Genomic DNA, 16,900 nt, shown 5'->3' on the forward strand with positions numbered 1-16,900 from the left:
GAGGGGCGCCTATCTGAGAGGGTAGTTAAATGGCGAATATTGAAATGCCGGTTACAAAGCCGGCAAACCCGAACTTTTCTTCGGGCCCTTGTGCGAAGCGTCCAGGCTGGACTCCAGCTGCATTGAATGACGCGCCTTTGGGCCGTTCTCACCGAGCAAAAATTGGCAAGGCAAAGCTTGCGGAAGCGATTGGGCTTACCCGCGAAGTGCTTGGCGTGCCTGACGATTACCGCATTGGTATCGTTCCTGCTTCTGACACCGGTGCAGTCGAAATGGCCATGTGGTCCATGCTCGGCGCGCGTCCGGTTGACATGCTGGCGTGGGAGAGCTTTGGTTCGGGTTGGGTTACTGACGTAGTCAAGCAGTTGAAACTGGCGGATGCCCGCGTGATTGAAGCCCCCTACGGTGAGCTTCCTGATCTCGCACAGGTTAATCCGGCCCACGACATTGTCTTCACATGGAATGGCACAACCTCTGGCGTTCGCGTGGCGAATGCAGACTGGATCGCTGACGACCGTGAAGGCCTGGTGATTTGCGATGCAACTTCAGCCGCATTCGCACAGGAGCTGGATTACGCCAAGCTCGATGTGATCACGTATTCCTGGCAGAAAGTCATGGGTGGCGAAGGCGCTCATGGTATTCTCATTCTCTCTCCACGCGCTGTTGAGCGTCTGGAGACCTATACGCCGGCATGGCCGCTGCCGAAGATCTTCCGCATGACCAAAGGTGGAAAGCTCATTGAAGGGATCTTCAAGGGCGAAACCATCAACACACCCAGCATGCTCTGCGTCGAGGACTACATCGACACCCTGAAGTGGGGCAAGAGCGTTGGGGGTCTTGAGGGGCTGATCAAGCGCGCGGATGCCAATGCAAACGCGATCACTGCATGGGTAGAGAAGACCGATTGGGTCGACTTCCTTGCAGTGGACCCTGCAACCCGTTCCAATACCTCCGTCTGTCTGAAGATCGTAGATGCAGACGTAGCAGCTCTTGATGCTGCCGCACAGGCCGCCTTTGCTAAGGCGCTTGTTGCAGCTCTAGATGCTGAGGGCGTGGCTTATGACATCGGTGCTTATCGTGATGCACCGTCGGGCCTGCGCATCTGGTGTGGTGCCACTGTTGAGACCTCGAATGTTGAGGCTTTGCTACCGTGGCTGGACTGGGCGTTTGCCGTTGAAAAGGCGAAGCTGACAGCTGCCCGCTAACAAAAGCGGCTGCTGCCTTTCTTGAGATTTTTTGAATAGAGAATGAGCATTCCGGCGCGTTGGGGCGCCGGACCCTGCTTCGTGCGCAAAAGGAACGTGTCATGGCTCCTAAGGTACTGATTTCTGATAAGCTTTCTCCTGCCGCTGTTGAGATCTTCAAAGAACGCGGCTGTGAAGTGGACTTCCTGCCTGACGTTGGCAAGGATAAGGAAAAACTGGCTGAGATCATTGGCCAGTATGATGGTCTTGCAATTCGCTCTGCCACGAAAGTGACAGAGAAGATCCTTGCCGCTGCCGACAACCTGAAAGTGATCGGCCGTGCCGGTATCGGTGTTGATAACGTTGATATTCCGGCCGCAACGACCAAGGGTGTGATCGTGATGAACACGCCTTTCGGCAATGCCATCACAACGGCAGAACATGCAATTGCAATGATGTTCGCCGTTGCCCGCCAGCTTCCTGCCGCAGACACTTCCACACAGGCTGGCAAGTGGGAAAAATCCAAGTTCATGGGTACTGAGATTACCTCAAAGACCCTTGGCCTGATTGGGTGCGGAAATATTGGCTCCATCGTTGCCGACCGTGCCATTGGCCTCAAGATGCGTGTCGTTGCGTTCGACCCGTTCCTGTCTGATGAGCGTGCGCAGGACATTGGCGTGGAAAAGGTGGATCTTGATACACTTCTTGCCCGTGCAGATTTCATTACCTTGCACACCCCGCTGACCGACAAGACGCGCAATATCATTGATGCGGCTGCCATCGAGAAGATGAAGAAGGGTGCCTACCTCATCAACTGTGCCCGTGGTGGTCTGGTGGATGAAGTTGCCCTGCGTGCAGGCCTTGATTCCGGCAAGATTGGCGGCGCTGCCGTTGATGTGTTCGTTGAAGAGCCTGCCAAGGAAAATCCGCTGTTTGGCGCGCCAAACGTTGTTTGTACGCCGCACCTTGGGGCCTCCACTACCGAGGCGCAGGAGAATGTTGCGCTGCAAGTGGCAGAGCAGATGGCTGACTATCTGGTGAAGGGTGCCGTATCAAACGCGCTCAACATGCCATCCATCACCGCAGAAGAAGCGCCAAAACTGACACCGTTCGTCAAGCTGGCCGAGCTGCTGGGTTCCTTTGCCGGACAGGCCACTGAAACAGGCATCAAGGGCATTCGCATCGAGTATGAGGGTGAAGTTGCCGAGATGAACGTGAAGGCCATGACGGCAGCTGCGGTTACCGGCGTTCTTCAGCCGCTGCTGCAGACCGTGAACATGGTTTCTGCGCCGGTCATGGCGCGCGAGCGTGGCATCACCATCGAAGACATTCGCCGCGAACAGCACGGTGTTTATGAGAACTACATTCGCCTGACGATTATCACAGAACGTCAGGAGCGCTCTGTCGCCGGTACTGTTTTCTCCGATGGCAAGCCACGTATCATTCAGATCAAGGGCATCAACATGGAAGCCGAACTGGGTGAAAACATGCTGTACGTCACCAATGATGACAAGCCAGGCTTTATCGGCCAGCTCGGTTCCATTCTCGGTGAGGCGGGCGTCAACATCGCAACTTTCAACCTGGGCCGTAAGGCTGAGGGCGAAGAGGCGATCTGTCTTGTTGAAGTGGATGGCCAGATTCCAGCGGACGCTCTGGAAAAAATCGCAGCCATTGGCCAGGTCAACCAGGTCAAGCAGCTGCACTTTTAAAAACAACTAGAGCAGCGTCACCTTCCTCCCAGGGAAGAAGCGGGTCTCCATTGAGGCCCGCTTTTTTGCATTTTACCTCAGGCTTGTCCGTAGGCGCGTGAACGCTCGCCCATCCATGATGAGTAGAGCCAAAGCGATCAGTGCGATGCCCAACCACTGGTTCGCTTCCAGACGCTCATGCAGAAAGACAGCGCCCAGCATGATGGCGCTTACTGGCACAAGGAAGGTGACCAATGCGGCGTTGGTTGCGCCCGCCCGCTGCAAGATGCGGAAGTACAGAAGATAGGCCAATGCTGTAGAAACGACGGCGAGCATGACAACGGCTGCCCAAGTGTTAATTGGCACAGTGGCCAGCTCGCTGCTGGAGGTGGTCATGAGAATGACCGGGAGCAGGATGATCGTCGACCCAGTCAACTGGCCTGTGGCGATCGAAAGGGGTGGCAGTGCCTTGAGCCGCTTGGCCATTGTCGCCGCAAACGCGTAGGACAACGCTGCGCCAAGGCACGCGATTTGGGGCAGAATGCGGTAGGTGTCTCCAAGGAGGGCGTCGGCACCCAGCATGACTGCAACGCCGCAGATGCCCACGAAACCTGCCAGTATCTTTGCTCCGCTCAACCTTTCATCCTGCGTCATCTGATGAGCGACCAGCATTGTGAATATGGGGGTGAAGGCGTTCAGAACGGACGCAAGACCTGATGCAATGTGTTGTTGGCCCCAAAACAGCAGCGAAAAGGGAATCACGTTGTTGATCAGCCCCAGCGCCAAAAACTTCAATGGCCATGAACCGTGAAGGGGTAGGCGTTTTCCAAGAATGAGCAAAACGGCCCACAGGGTGCACGCCGCGATGAAGACCCGAAAGAACACCAGGGTGAGTGGCGGCAGGAACGCGACAGCAATCTTAGCAAGAAAGAATGAGCCGCCCCACAAGAGCGACAGACACAGCAGCATGGCCAATGCGATCAGGTCCAGTTTCGGCGCTTGGGTCATGCGATCTCCAGTCTTTAGCCGCGAAATTGAATTAGTCGTTGTCACACCACTAAGAGAGATCAAGGAAACAATGCAATCCGATTTGCGAGTGGCTCAAAGCCTGTTCCTTGAAGAAAACGCAATAAGCCGCAGGGAAGCTTGGGAAAAGAAGCACGTAAAAGACTCGTCAGACGCGTTTGATGGGGCTATAAGACCAAGGAAATGCCCCGGGCTTTCGTCCGGGGTTTCTTATGTGTGATATCTGTTTGCACGCCTGAGCAAACTTTGAAGTGGAAGGGCCGCTACAAGGTCCAGCCAACCGCCGCCGTAGGAGGGCGAAAAATCCATGGCCAATGTTGTAGTTGTCGGCTCCCAGTGGGGTGACGAAGGTAAGGGCAAGATCGTTGACTGGCTGTCTGAGCAAGCTGATGTCATCGTGCGTTTTCAGGGCGGCCACAACGCTGGCCACACACTTGTAATTGACGGTGTGAGCTACAAGCTTTCTCTGCTTCCTTCCGGCGTTGTGCGCGGCAAGCTTTCTGTCATTGGCAATGGCGTGGTGGTTGATCCGCATGCGCTGGTTTCCGAGATTGACCGTCTGAAGGAACAGGGCGTTGAGATCACTCCTGAAATCCTCCGAGTGGCGGACAATGCGACGCTTATCCTGTCCATTCACCGCGAGCTGGATGCGCTTCGTGAGAATGCAGCTTCTGAAGAAAACCGCATTGGCACCACCAAGCGTGGCATTGGCCCTGCTTATGAAGACAAGGTGGGCCGCCGCGCTGTTCGCGTAATGGATCTGGCAAACCTTGAAACTCTTCCGGGCAAGATCGACCGCATGCTGGTGCACCACAATGCGCTTCTGCGTGGTCTTGGCGAGCCGGAAATCTCCGCCGATGCAATCTACGAAGAACTGGCAAGTGTTGCCGACAAGATCCTGCCATTCATGGAACGTAGCTGGCAGCTGCTTGACAATGCGCGCCGCGAAGGCAAGCGCATCTTGTTTGAAGGCGCACAGGGCGCGCTGCTGGACAATGATCACGGAACCTATCCATTCGTGACGTCCTCCAACACCGTTGCGGGTCAGGCTGCCACTGGCTGTGGCCTTGGTCCGAACTCTGTCGATTACGTTTTGGGCATCACCAAAGCTTACACAACCCGCGTGGGTGAAGGGCCGTTCCCAACCGAACAGCAGAACGAAGTGGGTGAGTTCCTTGGCACCCGCGGTCACGAGTTCGGTGTGGTGACTGGTCGTAAACGCCGCTGTGGCTGGTTCGATGCCGTTATCGTCCGTCAAACCGTTTGCACTAGTGGCATCAGCGGGATTGCGCTGACCAAGCTGGACGTTTTAGATGGTCTTGATGAAATCAAGATTTGCGTTGGCTATGAGTTGGATGGCGAGCGCATTGACTATTTGCCTGCTTCTCAGGGAGCACAGGCGCGGGTTGTGCCGATCTATGAAACGCTGCCAGGTTGGAAAGAAACCACCAAGGGCGCACGTAGTTGGGCCGATTTGCCTGCTCAAGCTGTGAAGTACGTACGACATGTTGAGGAATTGATTGGTGCACCTGTTGCATTGCTCTCGACGAGCCCTGAAAGAGATGACACAATTCTCGTTCAGAATCCTTTTCAAGACTAAGCCGTTAGCAGAGTAACTCTGGGGGGCTAAAGACGGATAGATGGCGGACTATTACTCCGTTTTAAAGAAGACAATTAACGGTCTTCAGGAAAACACTGGCTCAGCGCGGCGCGGTGTGTATCAACGTGCTCGCTCAGCTATTGTAAAACAGCTGCAGAACTATGATCCGCCACTGACCCCTTCGCAAATTACCGAGGAACAGCTCAAGCTCGAAGAAGCAATTCGGAAAGTGGAAGCTGAGGCCGCCCGTGCCTCCCTCGGTCTGGGGAATGCACCTGCCCAGCCCGCAAAGCAACCAACTGCCGCGCCCGGTGGCGCGTCAGGCGGGGCGCATGCTGGCGTAGCGGGGCCTGCAACTTCGCAGCCTGCACAAAGGCCGCCTGCGCCACCGCAGACAGCTCAGGCACCGGTTCCTCCGACACAACCTCAAAGACCACCTGCTTCGCCTTCCCCTTACGCCGCAGAACACGCCACCCAGACAACGGGTGCCGCTGGTGCAAGCGGAGGGGCTGCCGAGGCAAACAATGGTCCTGCGGAACCAGATGTTTTCAAGCAGGCCGTAAAAGCTGCTTCTGATCTGGGTGCGGCTGCGCATCAGGCAAGCAAGAAAGCGCGAGATCAGCTACCTGGCGCAAACGATGCCAAACGCGAGCCGGATTTGGGTGATGTGCCTCCGGCGGAAGTGCAGCCTGCCGTTTCCAGCGCCTACCGGCCGAAGCCCCGTGAGGAAGATGTTTGGGTGCCCGGTGAAGCGCGCAAGCAAGCCCTTGCGGAAGAGGCCAAGGACGACGCAGAAGCACCTGAATTGGCCAAGCGTCCCCGCGGCAAGCAAAGGGCTGCAAAGGCATCCAGCGCGCTTGTGGGCGATGCTGGTTTGTCGGAGGAGGGACTGCGGCCCTCACGTATGCCGCAAGTAATTGGTATCTTTATTGTTCTGGCCCTTCTGGGGGCTGGTGGTTACGCGCTGTATTCCCAAAAAGATGACCTGATGACGCTCATCGAGCCAACGGTCACTGATGGGGGATCTGACACGGCCCAACCAGCGCCTGCCGAAGAGCCGGAGGAACCTGCCTCCAACAAGAACACCGACCGTCTTCTCAATGATGACGGCTCTCAGGTCTCACCAGACGCGCGGGCTGTGTCGACGCAGCGTGTTACCTCTGTGAGCCGGGATGTTACCAATCCGGGCTCTGGTGCTGAGGCAACGCCGCCGCCAAGTCTACCAGTGACGCCACCAGACATTCCATCGCCAGATGAGGTGGATGCGGTGCCGGTGACAACCAACTCTGTGCGTCCTGCAGAAAGCTTGACAGCTGAAGCCGAGCAAACAGCGGTTGCGCAACAGGGCATCCTTTATGAAGAAGCGGCCAATCCGGGCGAGTCAGGGACCGCGTCTCGGGGCAACGTCATGTGGTCGCTGGATCGGGGCGACAGTGCTGGCAGGATCGTCAAGGCTGTTGCGGTTATGCCAGATCGAAATGTGACCATCACCATGTCGATCAAGCCGAATGCAGACAACTCTTTGCCTGCAAGTCACTTGCTTGAGTTGAGATTCGATCTGCCACGAGACTTCGCCGGGCAGGGCATTGCCGAGGTGCCGGGCATTATCATGAAACCGACCGAGCAGGCCCGGGGCGAACCTCTGGCCGGCGCTGCGGTCAAGGTATCCGACAACTTCTTCTGGATCGCGCTTTCTGATGCTGAGGCTGATCGGGTGACGAACATGAAGCGCCTTGAAGAGCGTGAGTGGATCGACATTCCATTGCTCTACAACAACGGCAAGCGCGCCATTCTGACCTTTGAAAAAGGTGTTTCCGGCAATCGTGTGATTTCACAAGCGCTTGAAAGCTGGAACTAGCTCGCGAAAAATTATATTCTAAAACAAGGCGTTGGAGAGGTTCTCCAGCGCCTTTTTCTTTTTCTGCTGCGTATTTCGCTGCAGCTGCCCTTGAAAATGCCGGGGGAATCTATAGGTTCTTGCGTATCCGAGGGGTGCTCCTTGTTTGGAGCTGAGATGGCACTGCCGAACCCTTAGAACCTGATCCGGGTAATACCGGCGAAGGGACTGGAACCTGAGCCTCTTTATTCCCGGGTCTCCGTAGCTGACGTGCATGTAGGTGCACAGAAGGGAGATCCACATGTTCCAATCTTGTAGCATTGCCAGTTGCTGTGGCCATGTCCGAACGCGTTGTTTCCGGGCGGTGGTTTCGCATCGCGGTGCCAAATCTTGCGCGAGGACGCGCTGATGTGGCTGGTGTCCAGAGCCCTGCGGATCGTCGCAGGTATCGCGGTTTTTGTTGCATTTTGGGAAGCGGTGGTTCGGGTTTTTGCCCTGCCATCCTTCATGCTGCCATCTCCCATAGCTGTGTATGAAGCATTCACTCAGCAGTGGTCGTTTCTGCTGTACCACGCGTCGATCACCGCAGGTGAAACGATTCTCGGTTTCATCTTCGGTGTTTCAGCGGGCGTTCTGCTGGCGTTGATCATGAGTTCCTCAGAGATCATGCGCCGGTTTCTGTTGCCTCCCATCACCGCAACGCAGTCTTTGCCTGTGTTCGCCATCGCGCCGCTTTTGGTGCTGTGGTTTGGTTTTGGGCTCGCGTCAAAAGTGGTCATGGCAGTTATTGTCATTTTCTTCTCGGTTACATCCACGTTCCATGACGGCTTGCGGCGAACTGATCCGGCTCTGCTGGATTTGGGGCGGCTCTATCGCCTGAACAGGTGGCAGCGTTTGCGATACATCCGCATTCCCGCTGCGCTACCAGCTCTGGCGTCCGGTATCCGCATTGCCGCCGTCTTTGCGCCCATTGGCGCAGTGGTGGGGGAGTGGGTTGGAGCCAAGGGAGGCCTTGCCTTCATCATGCTCCAGTCCAACGCGCGCATGCAAACAGACACCATGTTCGCAGCGCTCATCCTACTTGCCATCATGGTTCTTATCCTGCGCGGTCTCGTCGAGCTGGCGGTCGTGCGCCTTATTCCCTGGCAACAGGAAAAAACTTGAGAAAGGCTCTGCCCATGAAGCGTTTCATCGCTTTGTTCATTGCCGCCATGCTGGCGGGTAGTATTCAGGTGCAAGCGAAGGAAAAGCTCACCGTCTTGATGGACTGGTTCGCCAACCCGGACCATGCTCCCTTGGCTGTGGCGCAAACCCGCGGCTTCTTCGAGGCGCATGGTCTGGAAGTGGAGTTGATTGAACCCGCTGATCCAGCCATGCCACCCAAGCTGGTTGCTGCGGGTCAGGGGGACATCGCCATCTCTTATCAGCCTGTTCTGCATGCACAGATCGACGAGGGCATGCCGCTGTCGCGTATCGGGACGTTGGTGGCAACACCGCTCAACACCTTGATTGTGTTGAAGGATGGCCCCATCAAGACACTTGAAGACCTCAAGGGCAAGCGCGTTGGCTACTCCGTTTCCGGCTTTGAAGACGCAATGCTTGGCGCCATGCTGAAGCAGGCTGGGTTGACCATCGAAGACATCGAGTTGATCAACGTGAACTTCTCCTTGTCTCCAAGTCTTCTGGCCGGACAGGTCGATGCCATCATTGGGGGATATCGGAATTTTGAGCTGAACCAGCTTGAAATCAAAGGGTCTGCCGGTCTCGCCTTTTATCCGGAGGAGAACGGAGTTCCGGCCTATGACGAGTTGATCCTCGTCGCGCACAAGGACAAGGTGGATGACCCGCGCTATGCCAAATTCATGGCCGCGCTGGAAGATGCAACCGTGTATCTCATCAATCACCCGCAGGATTCTTGGCAGGCATTTTTGGAGCTTTACCCAAATCTGGATGATGAGCTGAATCGCCGGGCTTGGGGCGATACGTTGCCGCGCTTTGCCAAACGTCCTGCAGCGCTGGATGAGGGGCGCTACGAACGCTTTGCCAACTTCATGCTGGAGGCTGGTTTGATCAAGACCGCGCCGCCGGTTGAAAGCTATACAGCGGTTATACGCTAAAAGAAAAAGCCCCGGTCGCTCAGCGGTCCGGGGCTTCTTAATCTGGTTGTGTGCTGGAAGATTATCCAGCGAGCAGAGACTGTTGCTGCTCTTGAGCTTGTTGGGCAGATTGCATGACCGCCTTTTGAACTTTCTCAAAAGCCCGGACCTCAATCTGGCGCACGCGCTCGCGGCTGACCCCAAACTCCTCCGAGAGCTCTTCAAGCGTCAACGGCGATTCTGAGAGCCGGCGTGCCTCAAAGATACGGCGCTCACGGTCGTTGAGAACGCTCATGGCGTCTTTCAGCATGGAGCGACGGGAATCGAGTTCTTCCTGCTCAGCCAGAATGCTCTCTTGGCTTTCGCCATCGTCCACCAGCCAATCCTGCCATTCGCCGGATTCGCCTTCTGTGGAACGCAGCGGCGCATTGAGGGAAGCATCCCCGCTCAAACGGCGGTTCATGTTCACAACCTCGTCCTCGTTCACGCCGAGGGTGGTTGCGATTTCTTTCACCTGATCCGGACGCAGGTCGCCGTCTTCAAGCGCCTGAATCTTACCCTTGAGGCGGCGCAGGTTGAAGAACAACCGCTTTTGATTTGCGGTGGTGCCCATCTTTACGAGGGACCAGGTTCGCAGGATGTATTCTTGAATTGACGCCTTGATCCACCACATGGCGTAGGTGGCCAAGCGGAACCCTTTGTCTGGTTCAAAGCGTTTGACAGCCTGCATGAGGCCGACATTACCTTCGGAGATAACCTCGCCCAAAGGCAAGCCGTAGCCGCGGTATCCCATGGCGATTTTCGCCACGAGGCGCAGGTGAGAGTTCACGAGCCGTTCCGCAGCCTGAGCTTCGTCATGCTCCTTGTACCGCTTGGCGAGCATGTACTCTTCCTGCGGCTGAAGCATCGGGAACTTGCGAATTTCATCCATGTAGCGGCTGAGGCCGCCTTCACCTGAAGAGATTACTGGCAGATTACGGGCCATTTATGCACCCCTTTCCGTTACAAGCTATGTTTCCCGTGCCCTATCGGCACTTGATGGGCAAACACTCACTGGCGCCTCCATTGTGAGCACGCCAGACGCATTGATATGGGGGCATTATGGCCTATTCGCTACCTCTTTGTGGAGAAATTTTGTTTTATGCATCCCTAAGAAGTGAGAGGAGTGTTTGAAAATCTTCTGGTAGTGGAGATTCAAAGGCCTTTACTTCGCTTGTTCTTGGATGTTCGAAGACAAGCAGGCCCGCATGCAGGGCCTGACGAGAAAACTCTCCCAAGGCTGAGCGGGCGGGCTCGTCAAAGCGTTTGTGCCGGGTTTTGAAGCCTGCACCGTAGTCCATGTCGCCAATAAGCGGGTGTCCAAGGTGCGCCATATGAACGCGGATTTGGTGCGTTCGTCCTGTCTCCAAGCGGCATTCCATGAGGCTTGCAAGGGGCTCGCTGTCTTTCGGGCCGAAGCGTTCCTTGACTTGCCAATGGGTGATGGCTGTGCGACCCGCCGTCTTGACCACGGCGATCTTCTGGCGATTGGCGAGCGAGCGTGCAAGGTTGGCGTCCACAGTGCCTGCCAATGCAGAAGGGGCTCCCCAAACGAGTGCCACATACGCGCGCTCCAGCGGGCCAGTGCGGCCATGGTCTGCAAACTGGGCTGCAAGTCCCTGATGGGCCATATCATTCTTGGCGACCACCAGAACGCCGCTGGTGTCCTTGTCGAGGCGGTGGACGATGCCGGGGCGCTTTACGCCGCCGATGCCGGAAAGGCTGTCACCGCAGTGGTAGAGCAGCGCGTTCACCAATGTGCCATCAGGATTGCCCGCTCCGGGATGAACAACAAGTCCTGCAGGCTTGTTTATCACGATCACATCCTCATCTTCATAGAGAATGTCCAGCGGGATGTTTTCGGGCTGCGGTTCGGCTGCTTCTGGTTCAGGAACTTCAACACAGAGCACGTCTCCTTCGTTGACCCTGTGTTTGGGCTCCACTATTTTGCGATCGCCGACATGAACATGTCCGGCGCGAATGAGAGCCTGCAGTCGATTTCGGCTGAAGTCGGATAGGTGTGCGGCCAATACGGCATCCAAACGTTTTCCCGCCTCCTGGGCTTCGACAGTGGTGAAGGCAATGCCGTCTTCGCCCGGTTCTACACTTGATTGGTTCGGCGAAAGGCCGTTTGGAGAATGATTGCTCATGCGTGATCCTGTTGATGACAGCGCAGATTTGACTAGTGACGAGGCTTTAGATCCTGCAGCTCAGCGGATCCAGCAAAAAATGCGGCGCCTGTTGATGGGGTCCAGCATGGTGATGCTGGTTGGCTTGGTCGCCGTATTCGCTGCCATTTTCTACAAGATATCCGAGGGCAGCAACGATGTCAGCGCCGATGCGCTGGCCGCAACAATTGCTTTGGGCCCGGAAGCCCGCGTGCTTTCGGCGCAAATGGTAGACGGCAAACTAATGCTGCTTGTAAATGAGGGCACCGCCCAAGCGCTTGTCTATGTGGATCCTGTGACGGGTAAAAATCTCGGCAGAACAGATTTTATGGCAAGATAGGTGGAAAAAGTCTAATTCATTGATGCAAGGGGGGTTGCCAAGCCGGAAGTTACCGATTAAATCCCCCTCATCGCACGGAGCGAAGCGCAGGCGCCCATCGTCTAGCGGTTAGGACGCCGCCCTTTCACGGCGGAAACAGGGGTTCGATTCCCCTTGGGCGTGCCATTCGCTTTTTCTCTGTGCCACGATCAGCAGGCAACTGCTGAGTAAGTGAGCGCCCATCGTCTAGCGGTTAGGACGCCGCCCTTTCACGGCGGAAACAGGGGTTCGATTCCCCTTGGGCGTGCCACTTCTCTTTTCTCCAAAAATTGAAAAGTTGAAACGGCACGCATCCGATGGATGTGAAACGGCTTGGTATTGCCGGAGTTTCGGTTCACTAAGCAAAGCCGCTGGCTGGTTAGAACCAGCGACCCTTCAGACCTGCGCCCAAGTGGCTTGGTTCCTTTTCCGACTTCTTTATCGTTCGCGGGATGCTGCCTTCTGTGCAGTCAGACTGGGTATTCACGAAAGCACTCAGTGATTCTTTCATGTCCTCCGTCAAGCGACGGTAGTCATCCACGGTTTCTTCATGCTGCTGCTGATACGCGATCATCTTTTCCTGAGCGGCCAATGCTTCTTTGCCCAGTGAAGTGAATGCCGTCTGCTGATGCGTTTCAGGGATCTTTTCTGCTCTTTGCCCCATGATCAGGCCCTCCAACTCGGTACGCGGCAAAGCATCAGCGCAAGCTGATATTGCCCTTTCGTCGAATTACGCAAAGATCGTTTAATCTGTAGTCCCGATAGCGCGTATTAATAGTCCCGAGGGGTGCAGCGTGCAATAGCCAACATGGTCAGTATTGGTTATGCATTTGGTGCGGTTTAGTTGTTTATGGACTATTCTATTGAATTGACTAAGTAAGTCGTCTTGGTGGGCGCTTAACAAATGTTAACAGGGCGTTAATAAATGTTGGTTGCACGGCACAACTCCATATTAGATCTCGCGAGAAGTAATGGGCGGGTTGAAGTTGAAGATCTTGCCGAGCGTTTTTCGGTAAGCCCGCAGACGATCCGGAAGGATCTGAATGACCTGTGTGAGCAGGGGCTTTTGTCGCGTGTTCACGGCGGAGCGGTGCTGGCTTATGGCGTGGAGAATGTGGGCTATGCCACCCGCAAGGATCTGGCAGGTCGCGAGAAGGAGGCCATAGGGCGGGCCGCGGCCGAGCTGATCCCCAACGGGGCGTCCTTGTTCGTGAACATCGGCACCACCACAGAGGCCGTTGCGCGCGCGCTGGTGCAGCACTCGGGCCTCATGGTCATCACCAACAACCTCAATGTCGCCGTGACGCTCAGACCTTTCTCCGAGAATGAGGTGGTCATCGCTGGCGGTGTTGTGCGCTCTACCGATGGTGGGGTTGTGGGCGAGGCAGCTGTCGACTTTATCAACCAGTTCAAGGTGGACTATGCCGTGATTGGTACATCGGCGCTCGATGCCGATGGCGCGCTATTGGACTTTGACTACCGGGAAGTGAAGGTGGCGCAGGCGATCATTGCCAATGCCCGTCATGTAATCCTCGTGGCCGATACCAGCAAGTTCGATAGGTCAGCCCCGGTGCGCGTCGGGCACATGGAGCAGATCGACACCTTTGTTTGTGATCAGTTGGAAAACCCGCGCCTCAAGTCACTCATGAAGACCTGGAGTGTCCGTCTTATTGAGGCGATGGCGCAAGAAGCCACATAGAAACTGCTTCGCGGGGATCTGGATCAATGACGGCGGCAAGGTTGCCTAACTGTCTGTGCCTGTCCTACGCGCCTTTTCGATGCGCTGAGCAAGCTGAGGCTCTGTGCCTTCTGCTGCACCGGAAGTCTTGAGCGTGCCGATATCCTGCATGATGGCATCGAATTTTTGCGTCAGCTTGGGGTCTTTGGCGATCGCGGCAGCGGCCAGCTGGGCCGCCAGTTCCTTCAGCTCTTCGCGCAGGGTCTTGTAGCTGTCAGAGGCGGGCTTGGCGGTGGCCACGCCCTTGATTTGAGCGCTTAGTTCACTGATCTTGTTTTGCGCTTCGGTATATTTCTGCTGCAACTCTTTCAGCTCTTTCTGCGCTTTTGTTGTGCGCTGGCGGGCCGACTGTGGCTTGGCCTTAAGTTTCTTTTCCGCTTCTTCCAGCTTGGTTTTGAGCTCGTTGCGCTCCACCTCAAGTTTCTCATAGCTGGTCTTGAGGCGTGCGAAGGCTTCTCCTGCCTGTTCTGCGGCTTCCTCTGGAGAGTTGTCTACTACCTGAGGCGTGCTTTGAGCTGTCATTTCGGAAACTTCACGCGAAATTTCCCGTGCAAGACGTTCCAGTGGATGGTTTGGGGAAACCGGTACGCGTTCGGTTGGCAGCGGCACGACCTCTGCGCCCATCTCCGGTAGCGCTTTCTTGGAGGCGGCGTTGGTCCCGGCTTCCTTTCTGGGAAGTTCGGTCACTTCGCCGGTTGGCGGTTCGATCTTCTCTGCCGGCTTTTCTGCCTCTGCCTCCTCAGCACTCCATAGGCCCATGGTGAGGCGGTCTTTAAGGCCGCGCTTTTCAAGGCGTTTGGTGAGGGTGGCGACCTGATCTTGAAGTTTCAGGAGTTGGGCTTCCGCCCGATTGCGAGCGGCCCATTCTTCCGCATGCTTGCGCCCAACTTCTTCCAGCTTCACTTCCAGAATGCGTTGTTCTACAGCGTGCTGGGCGCGCAAATAGTCGCGCGCCATGCTCGCTTTTGCATAGCTTACAGGGTTGGAAGCTTCAATTGCCCGACGAGTAAGCCGGACCGCGCGGCCCCAGACGAGTGGGAGGGCTGCGAGGGCCAGCAGGCTGGCAGAGAGGAAGCCAAGGGCTATGTAAAGCGCAGTTTCAATCACCTGAATGCCTTAGATCTGATGGGGTCTGACATTGCGATCAATCCCCAGCATGCACCATCCCGGAGCGTTTCGCACCAGGAAGGTACATGATGCTCTCTAAAGTCCGCGTTAAAGCGGTTATATCAGAACGGGTTCCAAGTTGGCTTCCTAGTAAATTTTAGATAGCCCATATTGAGACCCAGCCGGGCGCCAACACCTGCCTTGACCGGCACGACATAGATGTTGTTGTTGGACAGGACCTGCATGCCGAAACCGCCAACCAGATAGGCTGAACCTTTGACGCCGACATAGCGACGATACATGGCGTCGATGGTTGGCAAATTGTACACCAGCATCATGGTGCGTGCGCCATCACCGCCGAAGTCCCAGCCGATGGACGGACCTTGCCAGAAAATTGGATGAATGCCTGCGTTGCGCGTGAAAAGTTGACCTTCGCCGTAAGTTGCACCGGCAACAAAGGCGGCTGAACCTTCTTCGCCCAGAATGTATCCGTTCGGTTCGCCATACTTGTTGATGGCCTGTTCAACAACGGCTGCGAGACCTGAAGACACGCTGCCGAAGAACTTGTGGCCTGCGTCAACAATCTCGTTCTGGCTGTATGTTGTGTCACCCTGCGCGCCAGGGGCCTGTTGTGCCTGTGCTGAGGCGTTCTGTGTCAGCGCAACCAGACCAATGACAGCAGCAGTCATGGTTACGGCATGCTTCATGCGCCCGAAAAGATGTTTCAGCATTCAGCAATCTCCTTGCATGGGATCCAAGTGGCTTTATTTGACAGAACTGCCTAGTGTGCCCACCACACACGGTTCTGACTTTGATGATTCGAAAACTAGGCGGAATTTATGGTAACTTCGCGAAGTTGCTCTACACGAATATACAGATTTCTTGTGTGTATCGTCCTTTCTGTGGCTTTTTCAGGCTTAGCTGCAGCCGATATTCGCTACGAGTACGCCATCTCCGGCTACGACCCTGTTGCTTTTCAAACCCGCTTCGAGCCCGTCAAAGGTATCGAAAAGCACCAGTTGGAGTGGGGTGGGCGCCTTTGGTTGTTCTCAAACATTGGCAACAAGAAAGCCTTTGAAGGTGCTCCCGAGGTTTACGCGCCGAAGTTTGCAGGTTGTGACCCCTATTCGCTGGCACAAGGCTTGCGGGCTCAGGGTAGTCCACGCGTTTTTGCCTTGCACGAGCGGAGTCTCTACATTTTCAATAGTAAGTCTCATCGCTTCCTCTTCTTGTCCGCCCCTGAAAAACTTATAGAATTGGCTCAGGAGAATGCAGAAAGAGTTAATTGCGACGGTTTTCGTTAACCAAGATTCTTGGCAGGACGGGCCCGGCAATGTAACTCTTTAAGCTGCTAATCGAATCAACATTGCCGTTTTGTGCAAGCTAACGGGGCGTGTATGTCTGTCTTCAAAGAACTGTCTTCCATTGATCTGGCCGCATTGGTCGCCAGTCGTGTGTGTCACGACATCATCAGCCCGGTCGGGGCCATTACCAACGGTCTTGAGGTGCTGGATGAGGAAGGCAACGAGGACATGGCTGACTTCGCCATGGACTTGATCCGCAAGTCCGCGCGCCACGCTTCTGCCAAGCTTCAGTTCGCGCGTATCGCCTTTGGTGCAGCGGGTTCGGCTGGCTCAGAAATCGACCTTGGCGATGCTCAGTCGGTAGCTACAGGCTTCATGGAAAACGAAAAAGCTGATCTTGTCTGGGAAGTGGAACGTCTTCTGCTGCCCAAGAATAAAGTGAAGCTTTTGCTGAATTTGATCTTGATTGTTAACCAGTGCATACCGCGCGGCGGCACGATTACAGTCCAGATGGAAAACGGGGCCGAGGCACCCAAGTTCATCCTTACAGCCGAAGGCAAGAACGCCCGAATCCCCGCAATGATCAGCGAAGTGCTCGGCGGACAAGAGCCTGAACGCATTGATGCGCACACCGTGCAGCCGATTTACGCTGTTCTGCTTGCCGATGAGGCAGAAATGGCGGTTTCCCTAGAAACCGACGGGGAAAAAATTATGTGCATTGCGCAGCCGAACGCTGAAATATAGTTAGGCAAAAT

At 55.6% G+C, this 16,900-nt stretch carries 16 protein-coding genes, 2 tRNA genes and 1 riboswitch; of the genes, 12 read left to right on the top strand and 6 right to left on the bottom strand.

All coding sequences use genetic code 11. The features are described from left to right. The first annotated feature begins 29 nt into the window (after nt 1–29). Together PUV47_RS18500 and serA are read left to right on the top strand one after the other, a co-directional pair. Nucleotides 30–1,205 carry a phosphoserine transaminase gene (locus tag PUV47_RS18500; RefSeq protein ID WP_274220077.1) on the top strand — a complete coding sequence of 392 codons (1,176 nt, stop codon included), beginning with the start codon at nt 30–32 and terminating at the stop codon, nt 1,203–1,205. A gap of 101 nt (nt 1,206–1,306) precedes the next feature. Further along, complete coding sequence (gene serA / locus PUV47_RS18505) at nt 1,307–2,893, top strand: phosphoglycerate dehydrogenase (RefSeq protein ID WP_274220078.1); 1,587 nt, start codon at nt 1,307–1,309, stop codon at nt 2,891–2,893. Between the two features lie 72 nt (nt 2,894–2,965). Here serA and PUV47_RS18510 read toward each other — a convergent pair whose 3' ends face one another. Continuing rightward, the gene (locus PUV47_RS18510) at nt 2,966–3,880 is read right to left on the bottom strand and encodes a DMT family transporter (RefSeq protein WP_274220079.1); all 915 of its coding nucleotides are present in this window, start codon (nt 3,878–3,880) and stop codon (nt 2,966–2,968) included. Nucleotides 3,881–4,205: 325 nt separating this feature from the next. Between PUV47_RS18510 and PUV47_RS18515 the strand changes: the two genes are divergently transcribed. The 4 genes from PUV47_RS18515 (at nt 4,206) to PUV47_RS18530 (ending at nt 9,452) form a co-directional block, all read left to right on the top strand. After that, entirely contained in the window at nt 4,206–5,498 is a 1,293-nt protein-coding gene (locus PUV47_RS18515) for an adenylosuccinate synthase (RefSeq protein WP_274220080.1), read from the top strand. A 40-nt stretch (nt 5,499–5,538) separates the two neighbouring features. Next, the gene (locus PUV47_RS18520) at nt 5,539–7,356 is read left to right on the top strand and encodes a hypothetical protein (RefSeq protein ID WP_274220081.1); all 1,818 of its coding nucleotides are present in this window, start codon (nt 5,539–5,541) and stop codon (nt 7,354–7,356) included. A 120-nt stretch (nt 7,357–7,476) separates the two neighbouring features. Continuing rightward, nucleotides 7,477–7,581: riboswitch (TPP riboswitch) on the top strand. 162 nt (nt 7,582–7,743) lie between these two features. After that, complete coding sequence (locus PUV47_RS18525; protein ID WP_274220122.1) at nt 7,744–8,499, top strand: ABC transporter permease; 756 nt, start codon at nt 7,744–7,746, stop codon at nt 8,497–8,499. A gap of 14 nt (nt 8,500–8,513) precedes the next feature. Further along, nucleotides 8,514–9,452, top strand: coding sequence for an ABC transporter substrate-binding protein (locus tag PUV47_RS18530; protein WP_274220082.1), 939 nt, complete (start codon nt 8,514–8,516; stop codon nt 9,450–9,452). Nucleotides 9,453–9,513: 61 nt separating this feature from the next. On the opposite strand, the gene rpoH is transcribed toward PUV47_RS18530, so the two are convergent. Then, a complete protein-coding gene (gene rpoH, locus PUV47_RS18535) occupies nt 9,514–10,416 on the bottom strand; it encodes an RNA polymerase sigma factor RpoH (RefSeq protein ID WP_274220083.1) in 903 nt (300 codons plus the stop codon). A 154-nt stretch (nt 10,417–10,570) separates the two neighbouring features. Further along, nucleotides 10,571–11,620, bottom strand: a complete 1,050-nt coding sequence (locus PUV47_RS18540) for an RluA family pseudouridine synthase (protein ID WP_274220084.1) — start codon at nt 11,618–11,620, stop codon at nt 10,571–10,573. Here PUV47_RS18540 and PUV47_RS18545 point away from each other — a divergent pair. The 3 genes from PUV47_RS18545 (at nt 11,619) to PUV47_RS18555 (ending at nt 12,267) form a co-directional block, all read left to right on the top strand. Further along, nucleotides 11,619–11,978 carry a hypothetical protein gene (locus PUV47_RS18545; RefSeq protein ID WP_274220085.1) on the top strand — a complete coding sequence of 120 codons (360 nt, stop codon included), beginning with the start codon at nt 11,619–11,621 and terminating at the stop codon, nt 11,976–11,978. The genes PUV47_RS18540 and PUV47_RS18545 overlap by 2 nt on opposite strands. 90 nt (nt 11,979–12,068) lie before the next feature. Next, nucleotides 12,069–12,143, top strand: a tRNA-Glu gene (locus tag PUV47_RS18550). A gap of 49 nt (nt 12,144–12,192) precedes the next feature. Continuing rightward, nucleotides 12,193–12,267 (top strand) — tRNA-Glu (locus PUV47_RS18555). Nucleotides 12,268–12,375: 108 nt separating this feature from the next. Here the strand turns inward: PUV47_RS18555 and PUV47_RS18560 are convergent. Then, on the bottom strand, nt 12,376–12,660 hold the full coding sequence (locus tag PUV47_RS18560) for a hypothetical protein (RefSeq protein ID WP_274220086.1): 285 nt from the start codon (nt 12,658–12,660) through the stop codon (nt 12,376–12,378). Nucleotides 12,661–12,921: 261 nt separating this feature from the next. Between PUV47_RS18560 and PUV47_RS18565 the strand changes: the two genes are divergently transcribed. Beyond that, nucleotides 12,922–13,695 carry a DeoR/GlpR family DNA-binding transcription regulator gene (locus PUV47_RS18565; protein ID WP_274220087.1) on the top strand — a complete coding sequence of 258 codons (774 nt, stop codon included), beginning with the start codon at nt 12,922–12,924 and terminating at the stop codon, nt 13,693–13,695. A 45-nt stretch (nt 13,696–13,740) separates the two neighbouring features. Here PUV47_RS18565 and PUV47_RS18570 read toward each other — a convergent pair whose 3' ends face one another. Together PUV47_RS18570 and PUV47_RS18575 are read right to left on the bottom strand one after the other, a co-directional pair. Then, nucleotides 13,741–14,841: a hypothetical protein gene (locus PUV47_RS18570; RefSeq protein ID WP_274220088.1), complete on the bottom strand. Its 1,101-nt coding sequence runs from the start codon at nt 14,839–14,841 to the stop codon at nt 13,741–13,743. A gap of 122 nt (nt 14,842–14,963) precedes the next feature. Continuing rightward, nucleotides 14,964–15,572 carry a DUF1134 domain-containing protein gene (locus tag PUV47_RS18575; protein WP_274220089.1) on the bottom strand — a complete coding sequence of 203 codons (609 nt, stop codon included), beginning with the start codon at nt 15,570–15,572 and terminating at the stop codon, nt 14,964–14,966. 153 nt (nt 15,573–15,725) lie between these two features. Between PUV47_RS18575 and PUV47_RS18580 the strand changes: the two genes are divergently transcribed. Together PUV47_RS18580 and chpT are read left to right on the top strand one after the other, a co-directional pair. After that, nucleotides 15,726–16,145 carry a YHS domain-containing (seleno)protein gene (locus PUV47_RS18580; RefSeq protein ID WP_274220090.1) on the top strand — a complete coding sequence of 140 codons (420 nt, stop codon included), beginning with the start codon at nt 15,726–15,728 and terminating at the stop codon, nt 16,143–16,145. Nucleotides 16,146–16,238: 93 nt separating this feature from the next. Continuing rightward, nucleotides 16,239–16,889 (top strand): histidine phosphotransferase ChpT, encoded by a 651-nt coding sequence (gene chpT, locus PUV47_RS18585; RefSeq protein ID WP_274220091.1) that lies wholly within the window; start codon nt 16,239–16,241, stop codon nt 16,887–16,889. Nucleotides 16,890–16,900 lie beyond the last annotated feature (11 nt).

It is taken from the genome of Pseudovibrio exalbescens (assembly GCF_028737195.1).
In the GTDB taxonomy this organism is placed as follows: domain Bacteria; phylum Pseudomonadota; class Alphaproteobacteria; order Rhizobiales; family Stappiaceae; genus Pseudovibrio; species Pseudovibrio zosterae.

Coding starts and splice junctions, on each gene's coding strand:
- PUV47_RS18500 (WP_274220077.1), top strand. CDS start 30: ATGGCGAATATTGAAATGCCGGTTACAAAGCCGGCAAACCCGAACTTT.
- serA (WP_274220078.1), top strand. CDS start 1,307: ATGGCTCCTAAGGTACTGATTTCTGATAAGCTTTCTCCTGCCGCTGTT.
- PUV47_RS18510 (WP_274220079.1), bottom strand. CDS start 3,880: ATGACCCAAGCGCCGAAACTGGACCTGATCGCATTGGCCATGCTGCTG.
- PUV47_RS18515 (WP_274220080.1), top strand. CDS start 4,206: ATGGCCAATGTTGTAGTTGTCGGCTCCCAGTGGGGTGACGAAGGTAAG.
- PUV47_RS18520 (WP_274220081.1), top strand. CDS start 5,539: ATGGCGGACTATTACTCCGTTTTAAAGAAGACAATTAACGGTCTTCAG.
- PUV47_RS18525 (WP_274220122.1), top strand. CDS start 7,744: ATGTGGCTGGTGTCCAGAGCCCTGCGGATCGTCGCAGGTATCGCGGTT.
- PUV47_RS18530 (WP_274220082.1), top strand. CDS start 8,514: ATGAAGCGTTTCATCGCTTTGTTCATTGCCGCCATGCTGGCGGGTAGT.
- rpoH (WP_274220083.1), bottom strand. CDS start 10,416: ATGGCCCGTAATCTGCCAGTAATCTCTTCAGGTGAAGGCGGCCTCAGC.
- PUV47_RS18545 (WP_274220085.1), top strand. CDS start 11,619: ATGCGTGATCCTGTTGATGACAGCGCAGATTTGACTAGTGACGAGGCT.
- PUV47_RS18540 (WP_274220084.1), bottom strand. CDS start 11,620: ATGAGCAATCATTCTCCAAACGGCCTTTCGCCGAACCAATCAAGTGTA.
- PUV47_RS18560 (WP_274220086.1), bottom strand. CDS start 12,660: ATGGGGCAAAGAGCAGAAAAGATCCCTGAAACGCATCAGCAGACGGCA.
- PUV47_RS18565 (WP_274220087.1), top strand. CDS start 12,922: ATGTTGGTTGCACGGCACAACTCCATATTAGATCTCGCGAGAAGTAAT.
- PUV47_RS18575 (WP_274220089.1), bottom strand. CDS start 15,572: ATGCTGAAACATCTTTTCGGGCGCATGAAGCATGCCGTAACCATGACT.
- chpT (WP_274220091.1), top strand. CDS start 16,239: ATGTCTGTCTTCAAAGAACTGTCTTCCATTGATCTGGCCGCATTGGTC.